This is a genomic window from Paramylibacter ulvae (genome assembly GCF_014652655.1).
In the GTDB taxonomy this organism is placed as follows: domain Bacteria; phylum Pseudomonadota; class Alphaproteobacteria; order Rhodobacterales; family Rhodobacteraceae; genus Amylibacter; species Amylibacter ulvae.
Genome location: NZ_BMZF01000006.1, coordinates 123,179 through 142,065, shown reverse-complemented (window position 1 = coordinate 142,065; position 18,887 = coordinate 123,179). Strand labels below are relative to the sequence as shown.

At 48.6% G+C, this 18,887-nt stretch carries 24 protein-coding genes; 7 read left to right on the top strand and 17 right to left on the bottom strand.

Annotated features, from left to right (window positions below; genetic code table 11):
• Nucleotides 1-13: 13 nt before the first annotated feature.
• From IE094_RS11745 to IE094_RS11735, 3 genes are read right to left on the bottom strand one after another with little or no spacing between them, the layout of a single operon-like run.
• The gene (locus IE094_RS11745; protein WP_189640891.1) at nt 14-445 is read right to left on the bottom strand and encodes an HPr kinase/phosphorylase; all 432 of its coding nucleotides are present in this window, start codon (nt 443-445) and stop codon (nt 14-16) included.
• A complete protein-coding gene (locus tag IE094_RS11740) occupies nt 442-2,085 on the bottom strand; it encodes a sensor histidine kinase (RefSeq protein ID WP_229802293.1) in 1,644 nt (547 codons plus the stop codon). Before IE094_RS11740 ends, IE094_RS11745 begins: the two co-directional genes overlap by 4 nt.
• Before the next feature lie 29 nt (nt 2,086-2,114).
• Nucleotides 2,115-2,813, bottom strand: coding sequence for a response regulator transcription factor (locus IE094_RS11735; protein ID WP_099594552.1), 699 nt, complete (start codon nt 2,811-2,813; stop codon nt 2,115-2,117).
• 310 nt (nt 2,814-3,123) lie between these two features.
• Here IE094_RS11735 and IE094_RS11730 point away from each other — a divergent pair, with 310 nt between their 5' ends.
• Nucleotides 3,124-4,728, top strand: a complete 1,605-nt coding sequence (locus IE094_RS11730; protein WP_189640890.1) for a phosphoenolpyruvate carboxykinase — start codon at nt 3,124-3,126, stop codon at nt 4,726-4,728.
• An 85-nt stretch (nt 4,729-4,813) separates the two neighbouring features.
• Nucleotides 4,814-5,209 carry an META domain-containing protein gene (locus tag IE094_RS11725; protein WP_189640889.1) on the top strand — a complete coding sequence of 132 codons (396 nt, stop codon included), beginning with the start codon at nt 4,814-4,816 and terminating at the stop codon, nt 5,207-5,209.
• Here the strand turns inward: IE094_RS11725 and IE094_RS11720 are convergent.
• The 12 genes from IE094_RS11720 to folK form a co-directional block, all read right to left on the bottom strand.
• On the bottom strand, nt 5,206-5,877 hold the full coding sequence (locus IE094_RS11720; protein WP_189640888.1) for a DNA-3-methyladenine glycosylase I: 672 nt from the start codon (nt 5,875-5,877) through the stop codon (nt 5,206-5,208). The two genes, IE094_RS11725 and IE094_RS11720, sit on opposite strands and share 4 nt — an antisense overlap.
• Nucleotides 5,878-5,888: 11 nt before the next feature.
• Nucleotides 5,889-6,614, bottom strand: coding sequence for a DNA repair protein RecO (gene recO / locus IE094_RS11715; RefSeq protein WP_189640887.1), 726 nt, complete (start codon nt 6,612-6,614; stop codon nt 5,889-5,891).
• A gap of 9 nt (nt 6,615-6,623) precedes the next feature.
• Entirely contained in the window at nt 6,624-6,956 is a 333-nt protein-coding gene (locus IE094_RS11710) for a DUF1491 family protein (protein WP_189640886.1), read from the bottom strand.
• Nucleotides 6,953-7,870 carry a GTPase Era gene (gene era / locus IE094_RS11705; RefSeq protein WP_189640885.1) on the bottom strand — a complete coding sequence of 306 codons (918 nt, stop codon included), beginning with the start codon at nt 7,868-7,870 and terminating at the stop codon, nt 6,953-6,955. Before era ends, IE094_RS11710 begins: the two co-directional genes overlap by 4 nt.
• A complete protein-coding gene (gene rnc, locus IE094_RS11700; RefSeq protein WP_189640884.1) occupies nt 7,863-8,546 on the bottom strand; it encodes a ribonuclease III in 684 nt (227 codons plus the stop codon). Before rnc ends, era begins: the two co-directional genes overlap by 8 nt.
• On the bottom strand, nt 8,543-9,328 hold the full coding sequence (gene lepB, locus IE094_RS11695; protein WP_189640883.1) for a signal peptidase I: 786 nt from the start codon (nt 9,326-9,328) through the stop codon (nt 8,543-8,545). The genes rnc and lepB overlap by 4 nt, the downstream gene beginning before the upstream one ends.
• A 52-nt stretch (nt 9,329-9,380) precedes the next feature.
• Entirely contained in the window at nt 9,381-9,791 is a 411-nt protein-coding gene (gene acpS / locus IE094_RS11690; RefSeq protein WP_189640882.1) for a holo-ACP synthase, read from the bottom strand.
• The gene (locus IE094_RS11685) at nt 9,788-10,549 is read right to left on the bottom strand and encodes a pyridoxine 5'-phosphate synthase (RefSeq protein WP_189640881.1); all 762 of its coding nucleotides are present in this window, start codon (nt 10,547-10,549) and stop codon (nt 9,788-9,790) included. Before IE094_RS11685 ends, acpS begins: the two co-directional genes overlap by 4 nt.
• Before the next feature lie 42 nt (nt 10,550-10,591).
• Nucleotides 10,592-11,233: a DUF2062 domain-containing protein gene (locus tag IE094_RS11680; protein WP_189640880.1), complete on the bottom strand. Its 642-nt coding sequence runs from the start codon at nt 11,231-11,233 to the stop codon at nt 10,592-10,594.
• 38 nt (nt 11,234-11,271) lie between these two features.
• Nucleotides 11,272-13,395, bottom strand: a complete 2,124-nt coding sequence (locus IE094_RS11675) for a RelA/SpoT family protein (RefSeq protein WP_189640879.1) — start codon at nt 13,393-13,395, stop codon at nt 11,272-11,274.
• A 52-nt stretch (nt 13,396-13,447) separates the two neighbouring features.
• On the bottom strand, nt 13,448-13,798 hold the full coding sequence (gene rpoZ / locus IE094_RS11670) for a DNA-directed RNA polymerase subunit omega (protein ID WP_099594539.1): 351 nt from the start codon (nt 13,796-13,798) through the stop codon (nt 13,448-13,450).
• Nucleotides 13,799-13,874: 76 nt separating this feature from the next.
• Nucleotides 13,875-14,441, bottom strand: a complete 567-nt coding sequence (gene folK / locus IE094_RS11665; protein ID WP_189640878.1) for a 2-amino-4-hydroxy-6-hydroxymethyldihydropteridine diphosphokinase — start codon at nt 14,439-14,441, stop codon at nt 13,875-13,877.
• Between the two features lie 113 nt (nt 14,442-14,554).
• Here folK and IE094_RS11660 point away from each other — a divergent pair, with 113 nt between their 5' ends.
• The 5 genes from IE094_RS11660 to rnhA all read left to right on the top strand — a co-directional run bounded on the left by IE094_RS11660 (nt 14,555) and on the right by rnhA (nt 17,681).
• Complete coding sequence (locus IE094_RS11660; RefSeq protein WP_189640877.1) at nt 14,555-15,136, top strand: LabA-like NYN domain-containing protein; 582 nt, start codon at nt 14,555-14,557, stop codon at nt 15,134-15,136.
• Nucleotides 15,137-15,206: 70 nt separating this feature from the next.
• Entirely contained in the window at nt 15,207-16,157 is a 951-nt protein-coding gene (ispH, locus tag IE094_RS11655; RefSeq protein WP_189640876.1) for a 4-hydroxy-3-methylbut-2-enyl diphosphate reductase, read from the top strand.
• On the top strand, nt 16,157-16,639 hold the full coding sequence (locus IE094_RS11650) for a DUF3429 domain-containing protein (RefSeq protein WP_189640875.1): 483 nt from the start codon (nt 16,157-16,159) through the stop codon (nt 16,637-16,639). The genes ispH and IE094_RS11650 overlap by 1 nt, the downstream gene beginning before the upstream one ends.
• Entirely contained in the window at nt 16,640-17,230 is a 591-nt protein-coding gene (locus IE094_RS11645) for a class I SAM-dependent DNA methyltransferase (RefSeq protein ID WP_189640874.1), read from the top strand.
• Nucleotides 17,223-17,681, top strand: a complete 459-nt coding sequence (rnhA, locus tag IE094_RS11640) for a ribonuclease HI (RefSeq protein ID WP_189640873.1) — start codon at nt 17,223-17,225, stop codon at nt 17,679-17,681. Before IE094_RS11645 ends, rnhA begins: the two co-directional genes overlap by 8 nt.
• On the opposite strand, the gene IE094_RS11635 is transcribed toward rnhA, so the two are convergent.
• Complete coding sequence (locus IE094_RS11635; protein ID WP_189640872.1) at nt 17,678-17,929, bottom strand: GlsB/YeaQ/YmgE family stress response membrane protein; 252 nt, start codon at nt 17,927-17,929, stop codon at nt 17,678-17,680. The genes rnhA and IE094_RS11635 overlap by 4 nt on opposite strands.
• Nucleotides 17,930-17,973: 44 nt before the next feature.
• A complete protein-coding gene (fmt, locus tag IE094_RS11630; RefSeq protein WP_189640871.1) occupies nt 17,974-18,885 on the bottom strand; it encodes a methionyl-tRNA formyltransferase in 912 nt (303 codons plus the stop codon).
• Nucleotides 18,886-18,887: the final 2 nt, after the last annotated feature.

The window sequence follows — 18,887 nt, the reverse complement described above, 5'->3', positions numbered from 1 at the left end:
TCTGACCTTTATCCTAGTGGCGGCGACCCGCCTGCATCCATTGATAAACAGCAAAATGTAAATTGGGAATATCCCGACCGAACACAATTTCAAGAGTGTGACCTGCAATCACTGCTTTGTGTTGTCGCGGCAAGCGATCAGGTTCGCGCTGAGACAGATCAACGACAAGGTTTATCGCGGATTGCGGCGCGAATTTTGCGTTCAAAATTCCAACATTTCGCGCTTCGATTATGCCTTGGATATTCGGGGCTGGCATTGCAATTGGGCATCTATTGCCAGCGATGATTTCGAGTTGATCATCACCGACCAATTCTGCGCCCAAGCCCATCAACGCCAATCCAAGTTGCGATTTACCGCTGCCCGATGTTCCCACGATCAACACACCAAAACCGTTCAGCGTGACACAGGTTGCGTGAACCAAGCCTGTTGCGATCTCGTTGCTCACAAAGGCAACCCAACGATGAACCTTGCGCCAATTGGATTGGCGCCCACTTCGTCGCCATCATCATGGATATTTTCCGCCCAAATAACGCCGCCATGCGCCTCTACAATTTGTTGTGATATGGCAAGACCGAGCCCCGAATGATTGCCAAAACTTTTCTCTGGGCGCTGTGAGTAAAAGCGGCGGAAAATTTTCTGCAAGCTTTCTTCGGGGATACCGACACCTGTATCCTCAACCACGACCAAGATACGGTTTTGACGAATACGCGCCCATACCCGCACGGCGTCGCCCTCGCCACAAAATGAAATGGCGTTGGTGATCAGGTTTACAAAAACCTGCGCGAGCCGTTCTTCCAAACCATCGAACATGATCGGCTTGGCGGGTTTTGACCAAATTAATTCTACGCCCTTTTCTTGGCCTTCCATGCCCAAAAATTCGGTAATGCGTTGCAACATTAAGGTCAAATCAAATTCTGATGTTTCTTCGTTGACCAATTCGCCATCGAGTCGCGATGCATTTGAAATATCCGAAACCATGCGATCCAGACGTTGGACATCATGTTCCAACACGTTCAATAGCTCTGTGCGTTTTGGCCCATCCTTGGCAATGCGCAGTGTTTCAACCGCCGAGCGCATAGATGCCAGCGGGTTTTTAATTTCGTGCACAACATCAGCGGCAAAGCGTTCGTTTGTATCAATACGATCATACAGCGCATTAATCATCTCACGCATCGCGGCAGACAAGCGTCCAACGGCATCTTGTCGCCCTGCAAGATCAGGGATCAAATTTTGCGCGGTCTCTTCATCGCCTAATTGCGCGGTTTTGCCAATTTCGGCCGCACGTGCCAAATCAAACAACGGGTTCGAAATTGTACGCGCGACAAGATATGAAAACACAACGGCCAAAAGCAGGCTTAGGATATAAAAAACAAACAACCCATTTCGAAAACTGTTCCCCGTTAATTCCAGCAAACCAGGCGGTACGTTTAAAACAACGGAACCAACTGCGTTATTTTCAAACGTTATCGGATATCCCGCCCCCATCAACGCCAAACCATCCTGCGACGTTGCCGACATCAAACCCGTTTCACCCTCGAGCGCGGCACCCGCAACAATTGCGGAAAAATCAGTATTGTCGCGTGGGCCAAGCCGGCCACCGAACCGGTTGATAAATTGTACGATGCTTTCAATAAAGCCCAATCGCACGGGTGCGGTTTCACCATCAGCGCCCAAATTTGACAGCCGTTGCGCCGCCTTTTGCGATACCAAGATACCATCAAAGGTATAAATGCTAATCTCGATTTCATCGAGTGCGGGCACATTCTGTGATGCGGCCTGTAGGCGCGAAATCATATTGGCCGATGCACGATCCTCGGCTGCGTCAAACGACACCAGCTTTGCAATCAATTCTGATTGCACCAACAGGTTTTCTTTCTTGAGCGCAATGGAATCGTCTTGGGTTTGCCACATGATTAATGCGCCCAAAAACAACAACGAAATCGCAACCGTCGCAGACAAAAATATCCGCCGAGTTAACGCAAAGCCACGAAAATCAAAAAATCGCTGCGCTGTGTATTGGGATCGAAGCTCCGGATCGCCCAACCAACCGTCGGTTGAGACGGGTTCATGTTCATCAACTGCCAATCAAAATTTCCTCGCATATATGACGATGCTTAGCTTTCGGTATAACGATAACCAATGCCATAAAGCGTTTCAATCGCAGAGAAATCATCGTCAACAGTACGCATTTTTTTGCGTAACCGTTTGATATGGCTATCGATTGTGCGATCGTCCACATATACTTGGTCATCATAGGCAACATCCATTAATTGATCGCGGCTCTTTACAAAACCTGGGCGCAGGGCCAATGCCTTTAACAACATAAATTCGGTCACGGTTAAGGAAACATTTTGTCCTTTCCATGTCACCGCATGACGCAACGGGTCCATGATCAGGCTGCCACGCTCAATCAACGCTTCGCTTTCTTCGCGTTCTGTGCCTTCTTCGTCGGCCGCGCCACGGCGCAGTAACACGCGCACACGTTCCAATAACAAACGTTGTGAAAACGGTTTCTTGATGTAATCATCCGCCCCCATCCGCAGACCCAAAACTTCGTCAATTTCATCATCTTTGGATGTCAGAAAAATAACGGGCATCTGGGTCATTTGGCGCAAACGCCCCAGCAAATCCATGCCATCCATACGCGGCATCTTAATATCCAACACAGCCAAGTCTGGTAAATCTTTGGACAATGCAGTCCATGCCTGCAACCCATCGGTGTATGTTTCAACCGTGTAACCTTCTGCCTCAAGCATCATCGCCACAGAAGTAAGAATATTCCGATCATCATCTACAAGTGCAATTCTGGCCATTTTGTCCCCAATACCAACTAGATATGTTATTTTCGTAGACTATTGATAAGGAATCAATAGCTAACTCGATTCGGTGGTGCAACGTGCGAATTTGAAACTGTTAGCGCTAACTGTCTGGCAATTAGGCATTTTTTCGAAACAAATTTACCAACTGCGCCATAATGACCACCGATTAGCAGTTTATTTGGGTGCCTCAGGTGTTATACGAACCAGACATTCTGGTGGTCGCCAAACGCGCCAACCCGCGATGGCACCAACACAAAGCTGCACAAATTCGCGCAAACAATTTGCGCGCAAAAGGAGCCTAAACATGGAAACTGGTCGCGTTAATTCAGCATACAAGCTGGAAGAAACTGGCATTTCCGGCGTAAAAACCGCACATTATAACTTGCTTGAACCTGCTTTGATTCAAGCTGCACTAACCCGTGGCGAAGGTGAACTTGGCAACGGTGGTGCATTCCTCGTTTCCACTGGCGAATACACAGGTCGTTCACCTCAAGACAAATTTGTTGTCGATGAGCCATCCGTCAAAGACAGCATCTGGTGGGAAAACAATCCACCAATGGCAATGGATGCGTTCGAGCAATTGAAAACAGATATGTATGCCCACATGCAAGGTGGCGAATATTTTGTCCAAGACTTGTTTGGCGGCGCAGACCCAGAACACCGCTTGAATGTGCGCATGGTCACAGAGTTGGCATGGCATGGCTTGTTTATTCGCACTATGTTACGTCGACCAGAGGCATCCGAATTAGATGGCTTTGTTCCTGGATTTACCGTTGTAAATTGTCCCAGTTTTAAGGCAGACCCAGCAAAGCACGGATGCCGTTCGGAGGTTGTGATTGCAACTTCGTTTGAACAAAAACTAATTTTAATTGGCGGCACGGAATATGCTGGCGAAAACAAAAAATCAGTCTTTTCAATCCTGAACTATTTGTTGCCTGAAAAAGGCATCATGCCAATGCATTGTTCCGCCAATCATGCGATTGGGGACACAGACGATACGGCCGTTTTCTTTGGCTTGTCTGGCACAGGTAAAACAACATTATCTGCCGATCCTAACCGCGTGTTGTTGGGTGATGACGAACATGGTTGGTCTGATAAAACCACGTTTAATTTTGAAGGTGGTTGTTACGCAAAAACTATCAACCTGTCAGCGGATGCTGAACCTGAAATTTACGCGACGACACATAAATTTGGTACGGTAATCGAAAACATGGTTTACGATCCCTATACCAAAGAATTGGATTTTGAAGACGATAGCCTGACCGCAAATATGCGCTGTGCATATCCGTTGCATTACATTTCAAACGCATCCAAAGATTCAATCGGTGGGCAGCCTAAAAATATTATCATGCTGACATGTGATGCGTTTGGCGTCTTACCACCCATTGCGCGCCTAACCCCCGCGCAAGCGATGTATCATTTCTTGTCGGGTTTCACATCCAAGGTGGCCGGAACAGAACGCGGCGTCACAGAACCACAGCCGACATTTTCAACATGTTTTGGTTCGCCATTTATGCCACGCCGCCCAGAGGTTTACGGCGCGTTGCTGCGCGATAAAATCGCGGCAAACGGCGCAACATGCTGGTTGGTCAACACGGGTTGGACAGGTGGCGCATATGGTGCCGGTTCGCGCATGCCAATCAAGGCAACACGCGGATTGCTGACAGCGGCACTTAATGGTTCGCTAAATGGCGTTGAATTCCGCAAAGATGCGAATTTCGGCTTTGAAGTTCCTGTAGCTGTTGATGGCGTGGACAATGCGTTGCTCGATCCAAAGTCAACATGGGCGGATGCCAGTGCGTACGATACCGCAGCGGCGAAATTGGTTGGCATGTTCTCTGACAATTTTGAACAATACGAACAATATGTCAGCGAAGATGTATTGGCGCAGGCTGTCAAAGCAAGTTGATCAACCCAACATTCTAAATTCTAAAACCCGCCCTTATGGCGGGTTTTCTTTTGCGCAATTTGCATAGATGAATTAATCTATTGGTATGAAACAGATCGCAATAATCTTAACACTATTGATTACAGCCTGCCAAAAGGATGAAACCATTTCTGGACAAACAGGAACAGACGGTACATGGCTTTTGCAACGTCTAGAGGGTAACCCCGTTGGCGCAGAAATCACATTGGAGTTCCCCGAAAAGGGCCGCGTGATTGGCAAGGCACCGTGCAACCATTATTTCGCAGATCAAATTGCACCGCTCCCGTGGATTAACATTGAAACGATTGGCGCAACACGCCGCGCTTGCCCGCAATTAGAACTGGAATCGCAATATTTCCAAGCATTGACACAGGCAACGTCGGTAGAGGTAAAAGGCGATATTTTGATTATGGAATCCGAAGGGGGTGTTGTTTTGGAATACAAACGCCTGCCCGCATCCTAGGTACCCACAGACATGGCCAATGTGCGGCTAATGCGGGTGTAACTTTCACCACTTTGGTCATGCCAAGTGTTAAACGCATCTTGTATTTTTGCCTGAGCAGTTTTGGATGTGGTTGGCCCATCAACAACCCCCGCCGCTTGTAGCGCGCTTGCCACGGAACGGCTCAGGATAAAACAATCCTTACCCATAAAACGCAGTGCATATTGCCCCGTTGTACCGCCCAATCGCGATCCGCGTTTTTTCATCAGCTGCCACAATCCAACCAGATCGGAACTTGGCCATTCCCCGATACATTTGGCAGCACTGCCATATTCCTGTGCAAGGTCGGATAAAAATATCGCGTTATCACGCACCGATAAAATCTTGGTTGCATGGCGCACAATATCCGTGTTTTTCAAATGTGCATCCAAATCATCATCAGACATGAAAACATTGCGCGTGATGTCAAAGCCATGAAATGCCGTCTCGAACCCTGGCCATTTCTTTTCGACCACGGACCAATTGAACCCTGCCTGAAATACGCGTTTGGAAAATTCCGACAGGATTCGATCATCAGTTAATTTGGTGATATCAAAAATATGTGCATGTTCAGAAACGAGTTTTTCTAACGCAGCATCTCCGCCTTTGCGCTTTGCTGCACGATCTTTGATTGTACTGAACTTTTCCAATTTGATGCTCCCTATAAACGCTTTTCCAGTGCCGCGATTAAACGTGCACGAGCATCTGGAATGGGTCTATTCCCAAGTGCTGGCGCCAACGAATTTTGCAAAAAATACCCCGTTAAACGCAAAGCATTCAATATTTCCTGTTTATCATCGCTATCAAAGCCATTTCGCAAAAAATCAGGTAGCGCTAATAAACGATCCGCCCATTCGCCCGCGCCATCGCGGCTTACTGCGCGACCAGATTTGGGCGAAACGAAAACAAGTTCTTGCGTCATACCTGTCACCGCGCAACAGGATAAATCCATGCCGTATCCCAAATCTTCTAACAGCAACATTTCCCAATGGGCATAGGCCGCTGCCCATAACACGCGCCCATCAATACGATCCAACAGATCGATGGTGCGGGCATAAAGTTCTGGCAAAACCATCCGTTCAGGAAACGCAAATTGGATCAAAGAGCAAACCGCGCCAAGCCCCGATAACCCCATCCGATCAGACATGATCATACTGCGCGACTGCAAAGGTTCCACATGGAAATTACCAAGGTGTTCTTCTAATCGGGCGCGCCATTCCAATGCCACCTGTGCGCCGGGCTGTAACAATGGTGCCATCTTGCGTGATGATCCACCCCGCACGACACCAGCATGGCGTCCTTTTTCTTGTGTGAATACATCGATGATTGCGCTGGTTTCACCAAATCGGCGCACACCCACAATCACCCCCTGCCCAGACCATTCCATAACGAAAGATTAACCGCTTAACCCGTCTTCGTCCAACAAATGTCGCCCTTGCTTATCCTCGATTTCAATCACCCAAATATCGGGGTCAAAACTGCGTTGTTTGGCACAGGCCGCATCAACATCCGCGTCCGCCCCTTCACTGAGCGTTACCCAAACGCGGTTGCCATCCAGATCGTAAGATCGCTGATACAAACATGCCTGACCATCAAGCGTGTTGAGCTTGACCAGAACCGCACCCGCGGTTGCATCGCCCTTGGCTGTGACAAATGCGGGAATATCAGCCAACTGTAAGCGGCGACGATACGCTCCGACCCAGAAATCCGTGGTGAGGCGTGGGGTCATTTGGTGTCTTTGAAATCAAGACCCATTTCGGTGTAACGCTCTTGTTCGTTTTCCCAATTTGGGCGCACCTTGACTTGCAGGAACAAATGCACTTCGCGCCCCATCATTTCGGCCAATTCTTTGCGTGCCATCATGGATACGGTTTTGATGCCCTCACCCTTTGGGCCAACCGTGATACCTTTGTGGCCTTCGCGTGCGACATAGATCACTTGATCGATGCGCACGGAACCATCCTTGCGCTCGTTCCAATGTTCAGTTTCGACGGTCAGCGCATATGGCAATTCTTGGTGCAAGCGCAGCATCAGCTTTTCGCGCGTGACCTCGGCGGCCAACATACGCATGGGTACATCCGCGATCTGATCTTCGGGGTAAAGGTATGGCCCCTCTGGCAACACTACGCAAAGGTATTCTTCCAATCCCTTCACGCCGAAACCCTTTTCCGCAGAAATCATAAAGGTTTGTTCAAACGGGAATTTTTCGTTCAGATTTTCGGTCAGCTCCAACAAAACTTCTGATTTCACCTTGTCGATCTTGTTAATTGCCAACGCGATTTTTTGTTTGCCACCAATACGCGTTTGCAAACCATCCAAAATCATTTCGACACCTTTGGTGATGCCACGATGTGCCTCGACCAACAATACAACCACATCTGCATCGGCGGCACCCGTCCATGCGGCGGCGACCATGGCCTTGTCTAATTTACGCCGTGTGCGAAACAAACCTGGTGTGTCAACAAACACGATCTGTGTGTTTGGTGCCATCGCGATGCCACGAATACGTGCGCGTGTTGTTTGAACTTTATGCGTAACAATCGAAACTTTCGCGCCGACCATTTTATTCATCAATGTTGATTTACCCGCATTTGGTTCGCCAATCAGCGCCACAAATCCGCATTTTGTTTTTGGTTCAGTCATCGTCTAGCTCCGACAATAATTTTTTCGCCGCATCTTGTTGTGCTTGGCGTTTTGAATTGGCCTTGGCGCTGGCGCTGCGGCCATCTGCCAAAATGGCAGTCACTTGAAAAACTGGTGCGTGATCGGGGCCAGTGCGCCCCACATCCTTGTAACTGGGTGGAGGCATTTTTCGCGCCTGCGCCCATTCTTGTAACGTCGTTTTCGCATCGCGCGCGTCGGCCTCTGCGTTTTGTATGCGATCACCCCAGAGGCGCAAAATCAAATCACGCGCCGCATCAAACCCTCCATCGCGATAAACGGCGGCAATCACGGCCTCCATTGCATCGCCAAGTATTGCTTGTTTACGCCGACCACCCGAAATCATTTCCGAGCGCCCCATTTTGAGCGCCAAACCCAGATCAATCTGTTGGGCAACCTCGGCACAGGTTTCTTTGCGTACCAGCGCGTTAAAGCGCGGTGCGAGCAATCCCTCGGGCGCGTTTGGATCATGATCAAGCAATGCTTCGCTGATGACCAATCCCAAAACGCGATCACCCAAAAATTCAAGCCGTTGGTTGTCTTCGCGTGCGGGTGTGCTGAGCGATGAATGGGTCATCGCACGAATAAGATATTCTGAGGATTTAAATTCATACCCAAGTCGGGTCGAAAAATCCTTGAGTTCGGCTGCTAGTTTCAATCGAGTGCCTTAAAGAAACGGTCTTTGCGCCACGTCCAGAATGCCAAAATTCTGCTGCCCGCGGAGGAAAAGATAACACGATCGGCACGGCCAACCAAATTTTCAAATGGCACAAAACCAACACCGCCAACGTTTGCGGGAATGCGGCTATCACCAGAATTATCGCGGTTGTCACCCATAAAGAAATATTTGCCTTCTGGGACTGTATAAATTGGGGTTTGATCGGTATAGGACTGGCCGATATTCAAAACAAAATGTTCCACACCATTTGGCAATGTCTCTTTCAATAGTTCTTTTTCGCATTCACCACCAACGGCGACAGGGCTGTTTGCACAACGTGGCGTGTTGCGCATCGGGCCTTGCTGGTTGTTGGTTTCACTGAATGTACCGATTTTTTCTTGCGGCACGGCTTTGCCATTCAAATGCAAGATACCATCAACCATCTGAACGGTGTCACCTGGTTTGCCAACCAAACGCTTGATGAAATCAACGTTGGTGACAGGGTGTTTGAAAACAACGATATCGCCAACCTCGGGCTCTTCGCTCCAGATACGACCCGAAATTGGACATAGAGACCAAGGGCAAGAATATTTTGAGTATCCATAGGCCATTTTGTTCACGAACAAAAAATCCCCAATCAACAACGTATTTTTCATTGATCCCGATGGGATCCAAAAAGGTTGGAACAAAAGTGTGCGGATCACACCCGCCAACAACAAAGCATAAACAACGGTTTTGATCGTTTCAGCGAATGCATCTGATCGCTTCATTTCGTTATTCATATTGCCGTCCTATAAATTGTTTAAAGCTAAATGTACCTTGCAGCGATGCGAGTCAACCATTGCCCGCAACTGGATGGGCTTCGATCATCACAATCGCATGTGCCCAAGGGTGATCATCGGTCAAAGATACGTGAATGGTGGCGGTATGATTGTCAGGTGTCAATTCATCAAGCCGACGTTTCGCCCAACCGGTTAATGTCATTGTTGGCTGTCCAGTGCTGATATTCGCCACGGCCATATCTTTCCATGCGATCCCCATGGCCAATCCGGTTCCAAGCGCCTTTGAACACGCTTCTTTTGCCGCCCATCGTTTTGCGTATGTGCCGGCCACATCTTTGCGGCGTTCGGCCTTGGACTGTTCAATGTCGGTAAAGACACGGGTTTTGAACCGCTGTCCAAAACGGTCAAGTGTGCCTTGAATACGTTCGATATTCGCCAAATCTGTGCCGACACCAATAATCATGCGCGGGCTTCATCCATCAATATTCGCATGTGTTTGATCGCAGGTTCCAACCCCAAAAATATCGATTCACCAATCAAGAAATGCCCGATATTCAATTCCATCACTTCGGGAAATGCCGCAACTGGTTTCACGGTGTCATATGTTAACCCGTGCCCTGCGTGCACCTCTAGTCCCAGTGATTTAGCGAATGTAGACATGTCGCGCAATCGTTCCAGCTCTGCATCGCGTTCTTTGAATTTTCCCTCGACATGGGCATCGCAATATGCGCCTGTGTGCAATTCAATAACGGGTGCACCTATGCGTGCCGCGGCTTCGATCTGGGCGGGTTCTGCGGCGATAAATATCGAAACACGGCAACCTGCTTCACGCAACGGAGCAATAAAATCACCAATACGGTTTTCTTCGCGCGCCAATTCCAAGCCGCCTTCGGTGGTGCGTTCCTCTCGTTTTTCAGGAACAATGCAGACCGCATGGGGCAAATGGCGCAGCGCAATTTTTTGCATTTCAGGGGTCGCCGCCATTTCAAAGTTTAGCGGCACAGATAACCCCGACATCAATGCATCTATGTCATGATCGGTAATGTGGCGGCGGTCTTCACGCAAATGCGCGGTGATACCATCCGCACCCGCCTGTTCCGCCATAAGTGCGGCACGCAATGGATCGGGATATTGTCCACCGCGCGCGTTTCGCACGGTTGCAACGTGATCAATATTTACACCCAAGCGCAACGAACTTTGCGATTTCTCCGCACCAGCCATGATAAAATTCTCCTGATATTCAGCACCACGCTAATGAATCATTTAACCCGCGTCAGCGTCATTTTGATGTTTTTCGCGATTTTCTTGAATTTTCGCCAACAACTTGGCACGGCGGCGTTTTTGATATGCAACGATCAGTGGTTTGCTAACGAAATATGTTGCAACTGCGGTAATCAATCCTGGAACGATGCCACCCACCATATAGGGCACCATTATTTTGCTGAAAAATTCAAAAATACCGTCCCAATTGCTTGGCTCATAACCAAATAACGCGCGTACATTTCCCCACATCGCACGGCCAGCTTCGCCAAAGCCGTGCTGTATTTTGTGCCACACAGTTTCGTCACGCGCATAGCCAAGCATCCACAATCCCGTGCGATAACTGATTGTTGCGATAAATGGGAACGTTATTGGATTGCCAATGAAAGTTCCCAGCAATGACGCCAAAACATTTCCGCGCAAAACAAAGGCAACAAAAGCGGCGATAAAAAAATGGAACCCGAAAAATGGGCTGAAACACACGAACGCACCGCTTGCGAATCCAAGCGCGATACGGTGTGGCGTGTCCGGTAATCGCTTAATGCGATGCCCCATATATTCGATTGCACGGCGCCACCCCGAACGAGGATAGAAAGCTTCTTTAAAGCTTTCCCAATAACTAAGCGGGTTTCGACGTTTGAACACGGGTCTGGCGTGACCTTTGTTAAATTAACTTAAAAAATCTATGCAAGCACGGGTTGGCGTTTCGTTTGTCTGACTTGAGCGATATCCGAATCGGCCTCTACTGCGGTTACAACATTCATCAAATGTTCCACATCACGCACCTGAATATCAATGTCCACGCGGTAAAAATCTGGTTTTTTATCTACAAAAGATAAATCGCTGATGTTGGCATTTTGCTCGCCGATCAGGGTGCAAATTCGCCCCAAAACACCTGCGTCATTCGCCATAGTAATTTCAACCGTTGCGATATTGTTTGGGGCACCTTTGCCATCCGTCCAGCGCAAATCGATCCAGCGTTCTGGTTGATCTTCGTAATCGATCAAGGCCTCACAGTGGATCGTGTGTACCAACACACCTTTGCCACGCGTCGCGATGCCAACGATACGTTCGCCTGGCAACGGCTGGCAACATTCGGCAGGCTGTGCGAATTGTTCGGGATCAAGCCCCACAATACGCCCCGCGGGTTGATTAACCTCGCCCGATTGATCGTGCAGCAATTCTGGATACAACGCCTTTACCAGATCGGCACCCGTCATTTCGGCGCTACCAAGGGCGGCAAGCAGATCTTCTTTTTTGGGTAATCCCAGTTTTTTCGCAGCCGTTGATAACGCCTTATCCGATGCGCGTTTTCCAACATGTTCCAATGCCACCCGCGCCAGTTCAGCACCAAGTTTTACAAAACCCTCACGATGTTCTTCGCGCAAGGCACGCCGAATTGCGGTGCGGGCACGGCCCGTTTTCGCAATTTCCATCCACGATGATTGTGGACGTTGACCAACTGCGGTTTGAATATCCACCGATTGCCCATTGCGCAGTCGTGTCCATAACGGCACGCGGTGGCCATCGACTTTGGCCCCGACACAGGCCGCACCAATGCGTGTATGAATAGCATAGGCAAAATCAATTGGCGTTGCACCACGTGGCAGGCTGATCACATCACCCTTGGGAGTGAAACAAAACACCTGATCGGCGAACATTTCCAATTTCACATGTTCAAAGAATTCTTCGTGATCGTCCGAACCTTCAATACGTTCATTCAATGATGCGAGCCATTCAACGGGATCAACGCTGAACTGGTTGCTGGCCTGTCGCCCATCACGGTAAGCCCAGTGTGCAGCAACACCAACCTCTGCCATTTCATGCATGTCTTGGGTGCGAATTTGGATTTCAACCATTTTGCCATCGCGACCAGATACCGTGGTATGAATTGAACGATACCCGTTTGATTTTGGCTGGCTGATGTAATCCTTAAACCGTCCTGGCACGGCCTTCCAACGGCGGTGAACGACGCCCAGCGCACGATATGAGTCTTCTTCGCTATCAGTAATGATGCGGAAACCATAAATGTCGCTTAACCGCGAAAAGCTTTGCTTTTTCTCTTCCATTTTGCGCCAAACGGAAAACGGTTTCTTCTCTCGCCCTGAAATTTTCGCGGTGATATGCGCGGCGGACAATGCTTCGCGGATGTCTTTGGTAATTTGGGGAATCAAATCACCTGTTTGGCTGCGCAATGTGATAAAGCGGCGAATGATTGAACTGCGCGCTTCTGGGTTTAGGATCTGAAATGACAAATCTTCCAGTTCTTCACGCATCCATTGCATACCCATACGCCCCGCAAGTGGCGCAAAGATATCCATGGTTTCTTGGGCTTTTTTAATCTGCTTTTCAGGGCGCATATGCTTGATCGTGCGCATGTTGTGCAGACGGTCGGCAAGTTTCACCAACAAAACACGCAAATCCTTGGACATCGCCAAAAACAATTTGCGGAAATTTTCAGCCTGTTGCGTTTCCTTGGACGACAGTTCGATATTCGTCAGCTTGGTCACACCATCCACCAGATCGGCAATTTCTTGGCCGAACATTTCGGTGACTTCTTGATAGGTGGAATTGGTGTCCTCCACCGTGTCGTGCAACAATGCCGTAATCAGCGTTGCATCATCCAGATGTTGCCCCGCCAAAATAACGGCAACTTCGATGGGATGGGTGAAATAGGGCTCGCCCGAATGACGCGTCTGGCCTTCATGCATTTTCAATCCGTAAGCATAGGCCATACGGATTTTTTCAGAATTAGATTTTGGGTTATACGTGCGAACGTGATCGATAAGGGTTTCAACGTCGATCATTGCCGCGATCCTTCCCGAGGGACGCCAACCATTCATTGGCGCCCATTACAGGTTATTTTGCTTCTTGTGCTTCCATCAAGGCGCGCAACAAGTTTTCGTCGTTCATATCGTCGCCCGGTTTGTCGTCTTCGCCGCCCATCAACAATGCCATTTGATCTTCTTCTGGCTCGTCCACTTCGATTTGTGTTTGATGGCTTTCGATTGCCGCTTCGCGTAGATTTTCCGCAGTCAAGGTTTCGTCTGCGATTTCACGCAATGCCACAACTGGGTTTTTATCATTGTCGCGTGGAACAGTTAATTCTGATCCTGATGAAATTTCGCGCGCACGATGTGCAGCAAGCATAACCAAATCAAAACGGTTTGGAATTTTATCGACGCAATCTTCAACGGTGACACGTGCCATGGGTGTACTCCAACTGTATGGGTAATTCAAAGGCCGTGCATAAGGGTTTTCAAACAAAATGGCAAGGCCAACAACCCTATAATTTGGTGATGCCTATTTGGCCAGCCTCGCCCAGCGCATCCAACATTTCCAGCGTGGTTTTTCCAAACACAGGGTGAACCCAATCAGGCGCCACATCTGCCAGCGGAACCAGCACAAATCCGCGATCCTGAATGCGCGGGTGCGGCAAAATAAGCATATCAGGCGCCTCGACCATCTGGCGATCAAGTGGCAAGTTGATCCAATTCTCCACAACTTGTTGATTTGGTAAAATTTGTTCACCGTGATATAGTAAATCCAAATCCATTGTTCTTTGTGTCCAACGGCCAGTACGCGTACGCCCAAGTTTTGATTCGATTTTGTGCATTATTTCCAAAAGTTGTTGTGCGGAATATTCTGACCGCAACACGATAACCGCATTCACAAAATCTGGTCCGGCCCCTTTTGGAAAGGCAGGTGTAACGTAAAACGCGCTTTGTTTTACAATTTTAACGTTTTCTTGACTAATCAATGTAACGGCTTGTTCAACCAAATCGTGTGTGGTTGCCGCTACGTCAAAAGCATTTGAGCCGATCGCAACGGCGCTAAAAAGTGATTGTTTCATGGGATTTTCTACTTGCGTTGTCAAAATTACCGCCTATTCATCAAGTGTCGGTCGGCACATAAACACGCAAATTTATATATTGTCGACCAACGTGATTTAAGAAAGGATCTTTAATGTTTTATCGCGACGAGCGTTTAGCTCTCTTTATTGACGGATCAAATCTCTATGCCGCAGCCAAGGCATTGGGCTTTGATATCGACTATAAACTGTTGCGTACCGAGTTCATGCGTCGTGGCAAATTGCTACGTGCATTTTATTACACTGCGCTACTAGAAAGTGAAGAATATTCGCCCATCCGCCCATTGGTCGATTGGTTGAATTACAACGGTTTCACAATGGTTACGAAACCAGCCAAAGAATACACCGATTCGATGGGGCGACGTAAGGTTAAGGGCAACATGGATATCGAACTGTGTGTCGATGCCATGGAATTGGCTCCACATGTCGACCATATTGTGTTGTTTTCAGGTGACGGCGATTTCCGCCCGTTGATTGAATCGCTACAACGCCAAGGTGTTCGCGTATCGGTTGTTTCCACAATCCGTTCCAACCCACCGATGATCTCTGATGATCTGCGCCGTCAGGCTGACAATTTCATTGAGCTTTACGAGCTTAAGGATGTGGTCGGGCGACCACCGCGTCCAGAGGATGAAGAAGCATCAAACATGGTGCCAGAAATGGCAGAAACAGAATAAAGTGAAGGCGCCCAAGTTGGCGCCTTTTCTTTTGCTTTCGTTCATTCAAACTTGGCGTTAAAACAACGCTATGACAAAACAAAATTTACATCTCTATCTTGCGGCTCCGCGTGGTTTTTGCGCTGGCGTTGATCGCGCGATCAAGATCGTTGAAATGGCGATCGAAAAATGGGGGGCACCTGTTTATGTCCGCCATGAAATCGTGCACAATAAATTTGTCGTAGACAGTTTGCGCGACAAGGGCGCTGTTTTCGTCGAAGAATTGGCCGAATGCCCCGATGATCGCCCCGTGATTTTTTCTGCGCATGGCGTGCCCAAATCCGTGCCATCCAAAGCACAAGCGCGCAATATGGTATATGTCGATGCAACCTGTCCATTGGTTTCCAAGGTACATATCGAAGCTGAACGCCATCATAAAAACGGTTTGCAAATGGTGATGATCGGACATGACGGGCATCCCGAAACGATTGGCACCATGGGGCAATTGCCCGATGGCGAGGTGTTGTTGGTGGAAACACCCCAAGATGTTGAAACACTGAACCCGCGCGATGAAAACAAACTTGCCTTTATTACCCAAACAACGCTGAGCGTCGATGACACGGCCGATATCGTCGCCGCGCTCAAGGCTCGTTTCCCAACCATAACAGGCCCTCACAAAGAAGACATTTGTTACGCTACAACCAATCGCCAAGAGGCGGTAAAGGCCGTCGCGCCCAAGGTCGATGCCCTGTTGGTTATCGGTGCACCCAATTCATCCAATTCACGCCGTTTGGTCGAAGTAGGCGCAAAAGCAGGGTGCAAATATTCACAATTGGTACAGCGCGCGAACGATATAGACTGGCGCGCATTGGATGGGATTAAATCCATCGGCATCACCGCGGGTGCATCCGCGCCTGAAATATTGATTGACGAGGTCATCAACGCCTTTGAGCAGCGCTACGATGTAACGCGTGAAATCGTGGAAACCGCCGTTGAAAATGTTGAGTTTAAAGTGCCCCGTCAATTGCGCGAAGCCGTTTAATGTTTGGCATTCCACGCCTGACGTTTTGGTTTACTGTGATTGGATTGCTGCCATTTTATTTGGCAACAATTGCGTGGTATAATGATTTTGTAAGTGATGCCATTTTTTCATTGTATGGACCACCAACACGGTTGTTTGGAACCTATGCAATTGCGATATTCGGCCTATTAGGCGGAGGATATTGGGCTGCTGTTTCAATGTCTGAAAGCACACGTAAAACCCATTATTTGATGGCGATCTGGCCGGTACTTTGGATATTTTTCTTTTTCACATTTCGCGGCGGATTGCGCCCGATCATTATTCCAACGGGTTTTGCGCTATTGTTGATAAACGACTGGTACTTTGTGAAACAAAATCTGTTTCCACCTTGGTGGTTGCGAAACCGTATTTTTGTAACAGTTGCGATATTGGCATGTTATCTTGTCCCGATCTTTGACTATCAAATTCAAACCCTCTTGGAACGAATTGGTGGACTTAATTAAATGACCGATCTAGAGACAATTCAAACATACGACCAGACGGCGGAACAATATCAAAATTTGCTTACTCGCCACAAACCAGATGCCGACTTAACCAACTTTATCAATGCGATCCCTGCTGGGGGACATGTTCTTGATCTGGGATGTGGTCCCGGAAATTCGGGTGCGTTTATGGCGCAATCTGGTCTCATCGTGGATGCCACAGATGCATCATCAGAGATGGTTGCACTTGCGAAAAAAAGCTATGGCTTAAACGCCGTTCAACAAGAATTTCACCAACTATCTGCGATCAAGAAATACGATGGTATTTGGGCGAATTTTAGCCTGCTACATGCAACAAAATCTGAAATGCCTGAATTGTTGGGCAAGATTCACACGGCACTGAAACCAAATGCAATTTTACATTTGGGCCTATTGATTGGTACGGGTGAACAGCGGGAATCCCTGGGGCGTTTTTATGCCTACTATCAAACGGACGAGGTGAATTCACTGCTTGTCGCGGCAAATTTCACACCTACACACTTGCGCACAGGGGTATCAACTGGCATGTCGGGCACAGAAAAACCATTTATGATTGTGACCGCACGTGCCTGAACTTTTTGCCTATACCGACGGAGCATGCTCTGGCAATCCTGGGCCTGGTGGTTGGGGTGCGATTTTGATCGCACGCAATTCTGATACCGTCCTAAAAGAACGCGAATTAAATGGTGGCGCACAGCTGACCACGAATAACCAAATGGAATTAATGGCGGCGATTTCTGCACTCGAAGCCCTGGAAAAGCCAAGCACGCTCACCGTTGTCACAGACAGCTCTTACGTCAAAGATGGCATTACCAAATGGATTTTCGGCTGGAAGAAAAACGGCTGGCGCAACGCGGCCAAAAAACCCGTCAAAAACGCAGAGCTTTGGCAGCGTTTGGATACTGCCGCACAGCGTCATAATGTGACATGGGAATGGGTCAAAGGGCACGCAGGCCACCCAGAAAATGAACGCGCTGACGAATTGGCGCGCGCAGGTATGGAACCGTTTAAACCTGCACCTTAGCGCCCGCTAAAATACGTTCGGTAAATCCAGATCAACACAACCACACCAAAAATTGCGCCTAAAAATAGGCTAAGCACACCGGTAGTGCTCAGCATGACATTCATCAATCCGCGCAGCGCAAAGCCACCGACAATCGTGCCAAGAACGCCGATTGCGCAGGCCAAATAAATATTGACGTTTAATTTCATAAAATGCGAACCCAATATCCCCGCGGCTGCACCAACAACAAGAACCAAAAAAACTGGCATGTTCCCTCTCTTTCCCTAAATACATAGGAATTTTTTGCTGAATTTTAAGGTTTCAGCGGCATTCCTTTGGGCAAATCAAATCCACGCAGGAACACATCGGCATCCATGAGCCCCTTGCCCGCACGTTGTAATTTCAACAATCGAACAGCGCCTGTCGCACATGCGACACTGATTTGATCATCCAAAATAAAACCTGCATCACCATCCATAGCAACCTGTTTGCTCATCAACACTTTGATACGATTTCCATCAACTTCGAACCATGCACCTGGGAATGGTGACAACGCACGGATATGGTTATCAACAACATCGGCGGGTTGATTCCAATCAATCGCCGCCTCTTCCTTGGTGATTTTTTTGGCATAGGTGACGCCATCGTTTGATTGCGCAACCGCGGATAATTCATCCAATCGCACCAAAGTTTCAACAATCAATTCCGCACCCATTTGCGACAACCGATCATGCAGTGTTGAGGTGGTATCTCCCACGCCAATCTGTGTCGACTCGCGCGTCAAAACGGGGCCCGTATCAAGCCCTGCTTCCATTTGCATTATACAAACACCCGTTTCGTGATCACCCGCCATAATCGCGCGATGGATGGGTGCAGCACCACGCCAACGCGGCAAAAGCGATGCGTGAATATTCAAACACCCATGTTTTGGGACATCCAATATGGCCTGTGGTAAAATCAAACCATAGGCGACCACAACCGCGATATCAGCATTCAGTGCCGCAAATTCAGCAATATCGTTTTCGTCTTTGAAGTTCAGTGGCGTGCGGACCATCAACCCCAAGTTTTGCGCCAAAACATGTACTGGTGTTAAGCGGTCTTTTTTGCCCCGCCCCGCTGGGCGGGGAGGCTGGCAATACACAGCCGCGATTTCATGGCCCGCATCCACAAGAGATTGCAACACGGGAACGGAAAAATCGGGTGTACCCATAAAAACAACGCGCATTG

Coding starts and splice junctions, on each gene's coding strand:
- IE094_RS11735 (WP_099594552.1), bottom strand. CDS start 2,813: ATGGCCAGAATTGCACTTGTAGATGATGATCGGAATATTCTTACTTCT.
- IE094_RS11730 (WP_189640890.1), top strand. CDS start 3,124: ATGGAAACTGGTCGCGTTAATTCAGCATACAAGCTGGAAGAAACTGGC.
- IE094_RS11725 (WP_189640889.1), top strand. CDS start 4,814: ATGAAACAGATCGCAATAATCTTAACACTATTGATTACAGCCTGCCAA.
- recO (WP_189640887.1), bottom strand. CDS start 6,614: ATGGAATGGTCTGGGCAGGGGGTGATTGTGGGTGTGCGCCGATTTGGT.
- IE094_RS11710 (WP_189640886.1), bottom strand. CDS start 6,956: ATGACCCCACGCCTCACCACGGATTTCTGGGTCGGAGCGTATCGTCGC.
- era (WP_189640885.1), bottom strand. CDS start 7,870: ATGACTGAACCAAAAACAAAATGCGGATTTGTGGCGCTGATTGGCGAA.
- lepB (WP_189640883.1), bottom strand. CDS start 9,328: ATGAATAACGAAATGAAGCGATCAGATGCATTCGCTGAAACGATCAAA.
- acpS (WP_189640882.1), bottom strand. CDS start 9,791: ATGATTATTGGTGTCGGCACAGATTTGGCGAATATCGAACGTATTCAA.
- IE094_RS11685 (WP_189640881.1), bottom strand. CDS start 10,549: ATGGCTGGTGCGGAGAAATCGCAAAGTTCGTTGCGCTTGGGTGTAAAT.
- IE094_RS11675 (WP_189640879.1), bottom strand. CDS start 13,395: ATGATCGACGTTGAAACCCTTATCGATCACGTTCGCACGTATAACCCA.
- rpoZ (WP_099594539.1), bottom strand. CDS start 13,798: ATGGCACGTGTCACCGTTGAAGATTGCGTCGATAAAATTCCAAACCGT.
- folK (WP_189640878.1), bottom strand. CDS start 14,441: ATGAAACAATCACTTTTTAGCGCCGTTGCGATCGGCTCAAATGCTTTT.
- IE094_RS11660 (WP_189640877.1), top strand. CDS start 14,555: ATGTTTTATCGCGACGAGCGTTTAGCTCTCTTTATTGACGGATCAAAT.
- ispH (WP_189640876.1), top strand. CDS start 15,207: ATGACAAAACAAAATTTACATCTCTATCTTGCGGCTCCGCGTGGTTTT.
- IE094_RS11650 (WP_189640875.1), top strand. CDS start 16,157: ATGTTTGGCATTCCACGCCTGACGTTTTGGTTTACTGTGATTGGATTG.
- IE094_RS11645 (WP_189640874.1), top strand. CDS start 16,640: ATGACCGATCTAGAGACAATTCAAACATACGACCAGACGGCGGAACAA.
- IE094_RS11635 (WP_189640872.1), bottom strand. CDS start 17,929: ATGCCAGTTTTTTTGGTTCTTGTTGTTGGTGCAGCCGCGGGGATATTG.
- fmt (WP_189640871.1), bottom strand. CDS start 18,885: ATGCGCGTTGTTTTTATGGGTACACCCGATTTTTCCGTTCCCGTGTTG.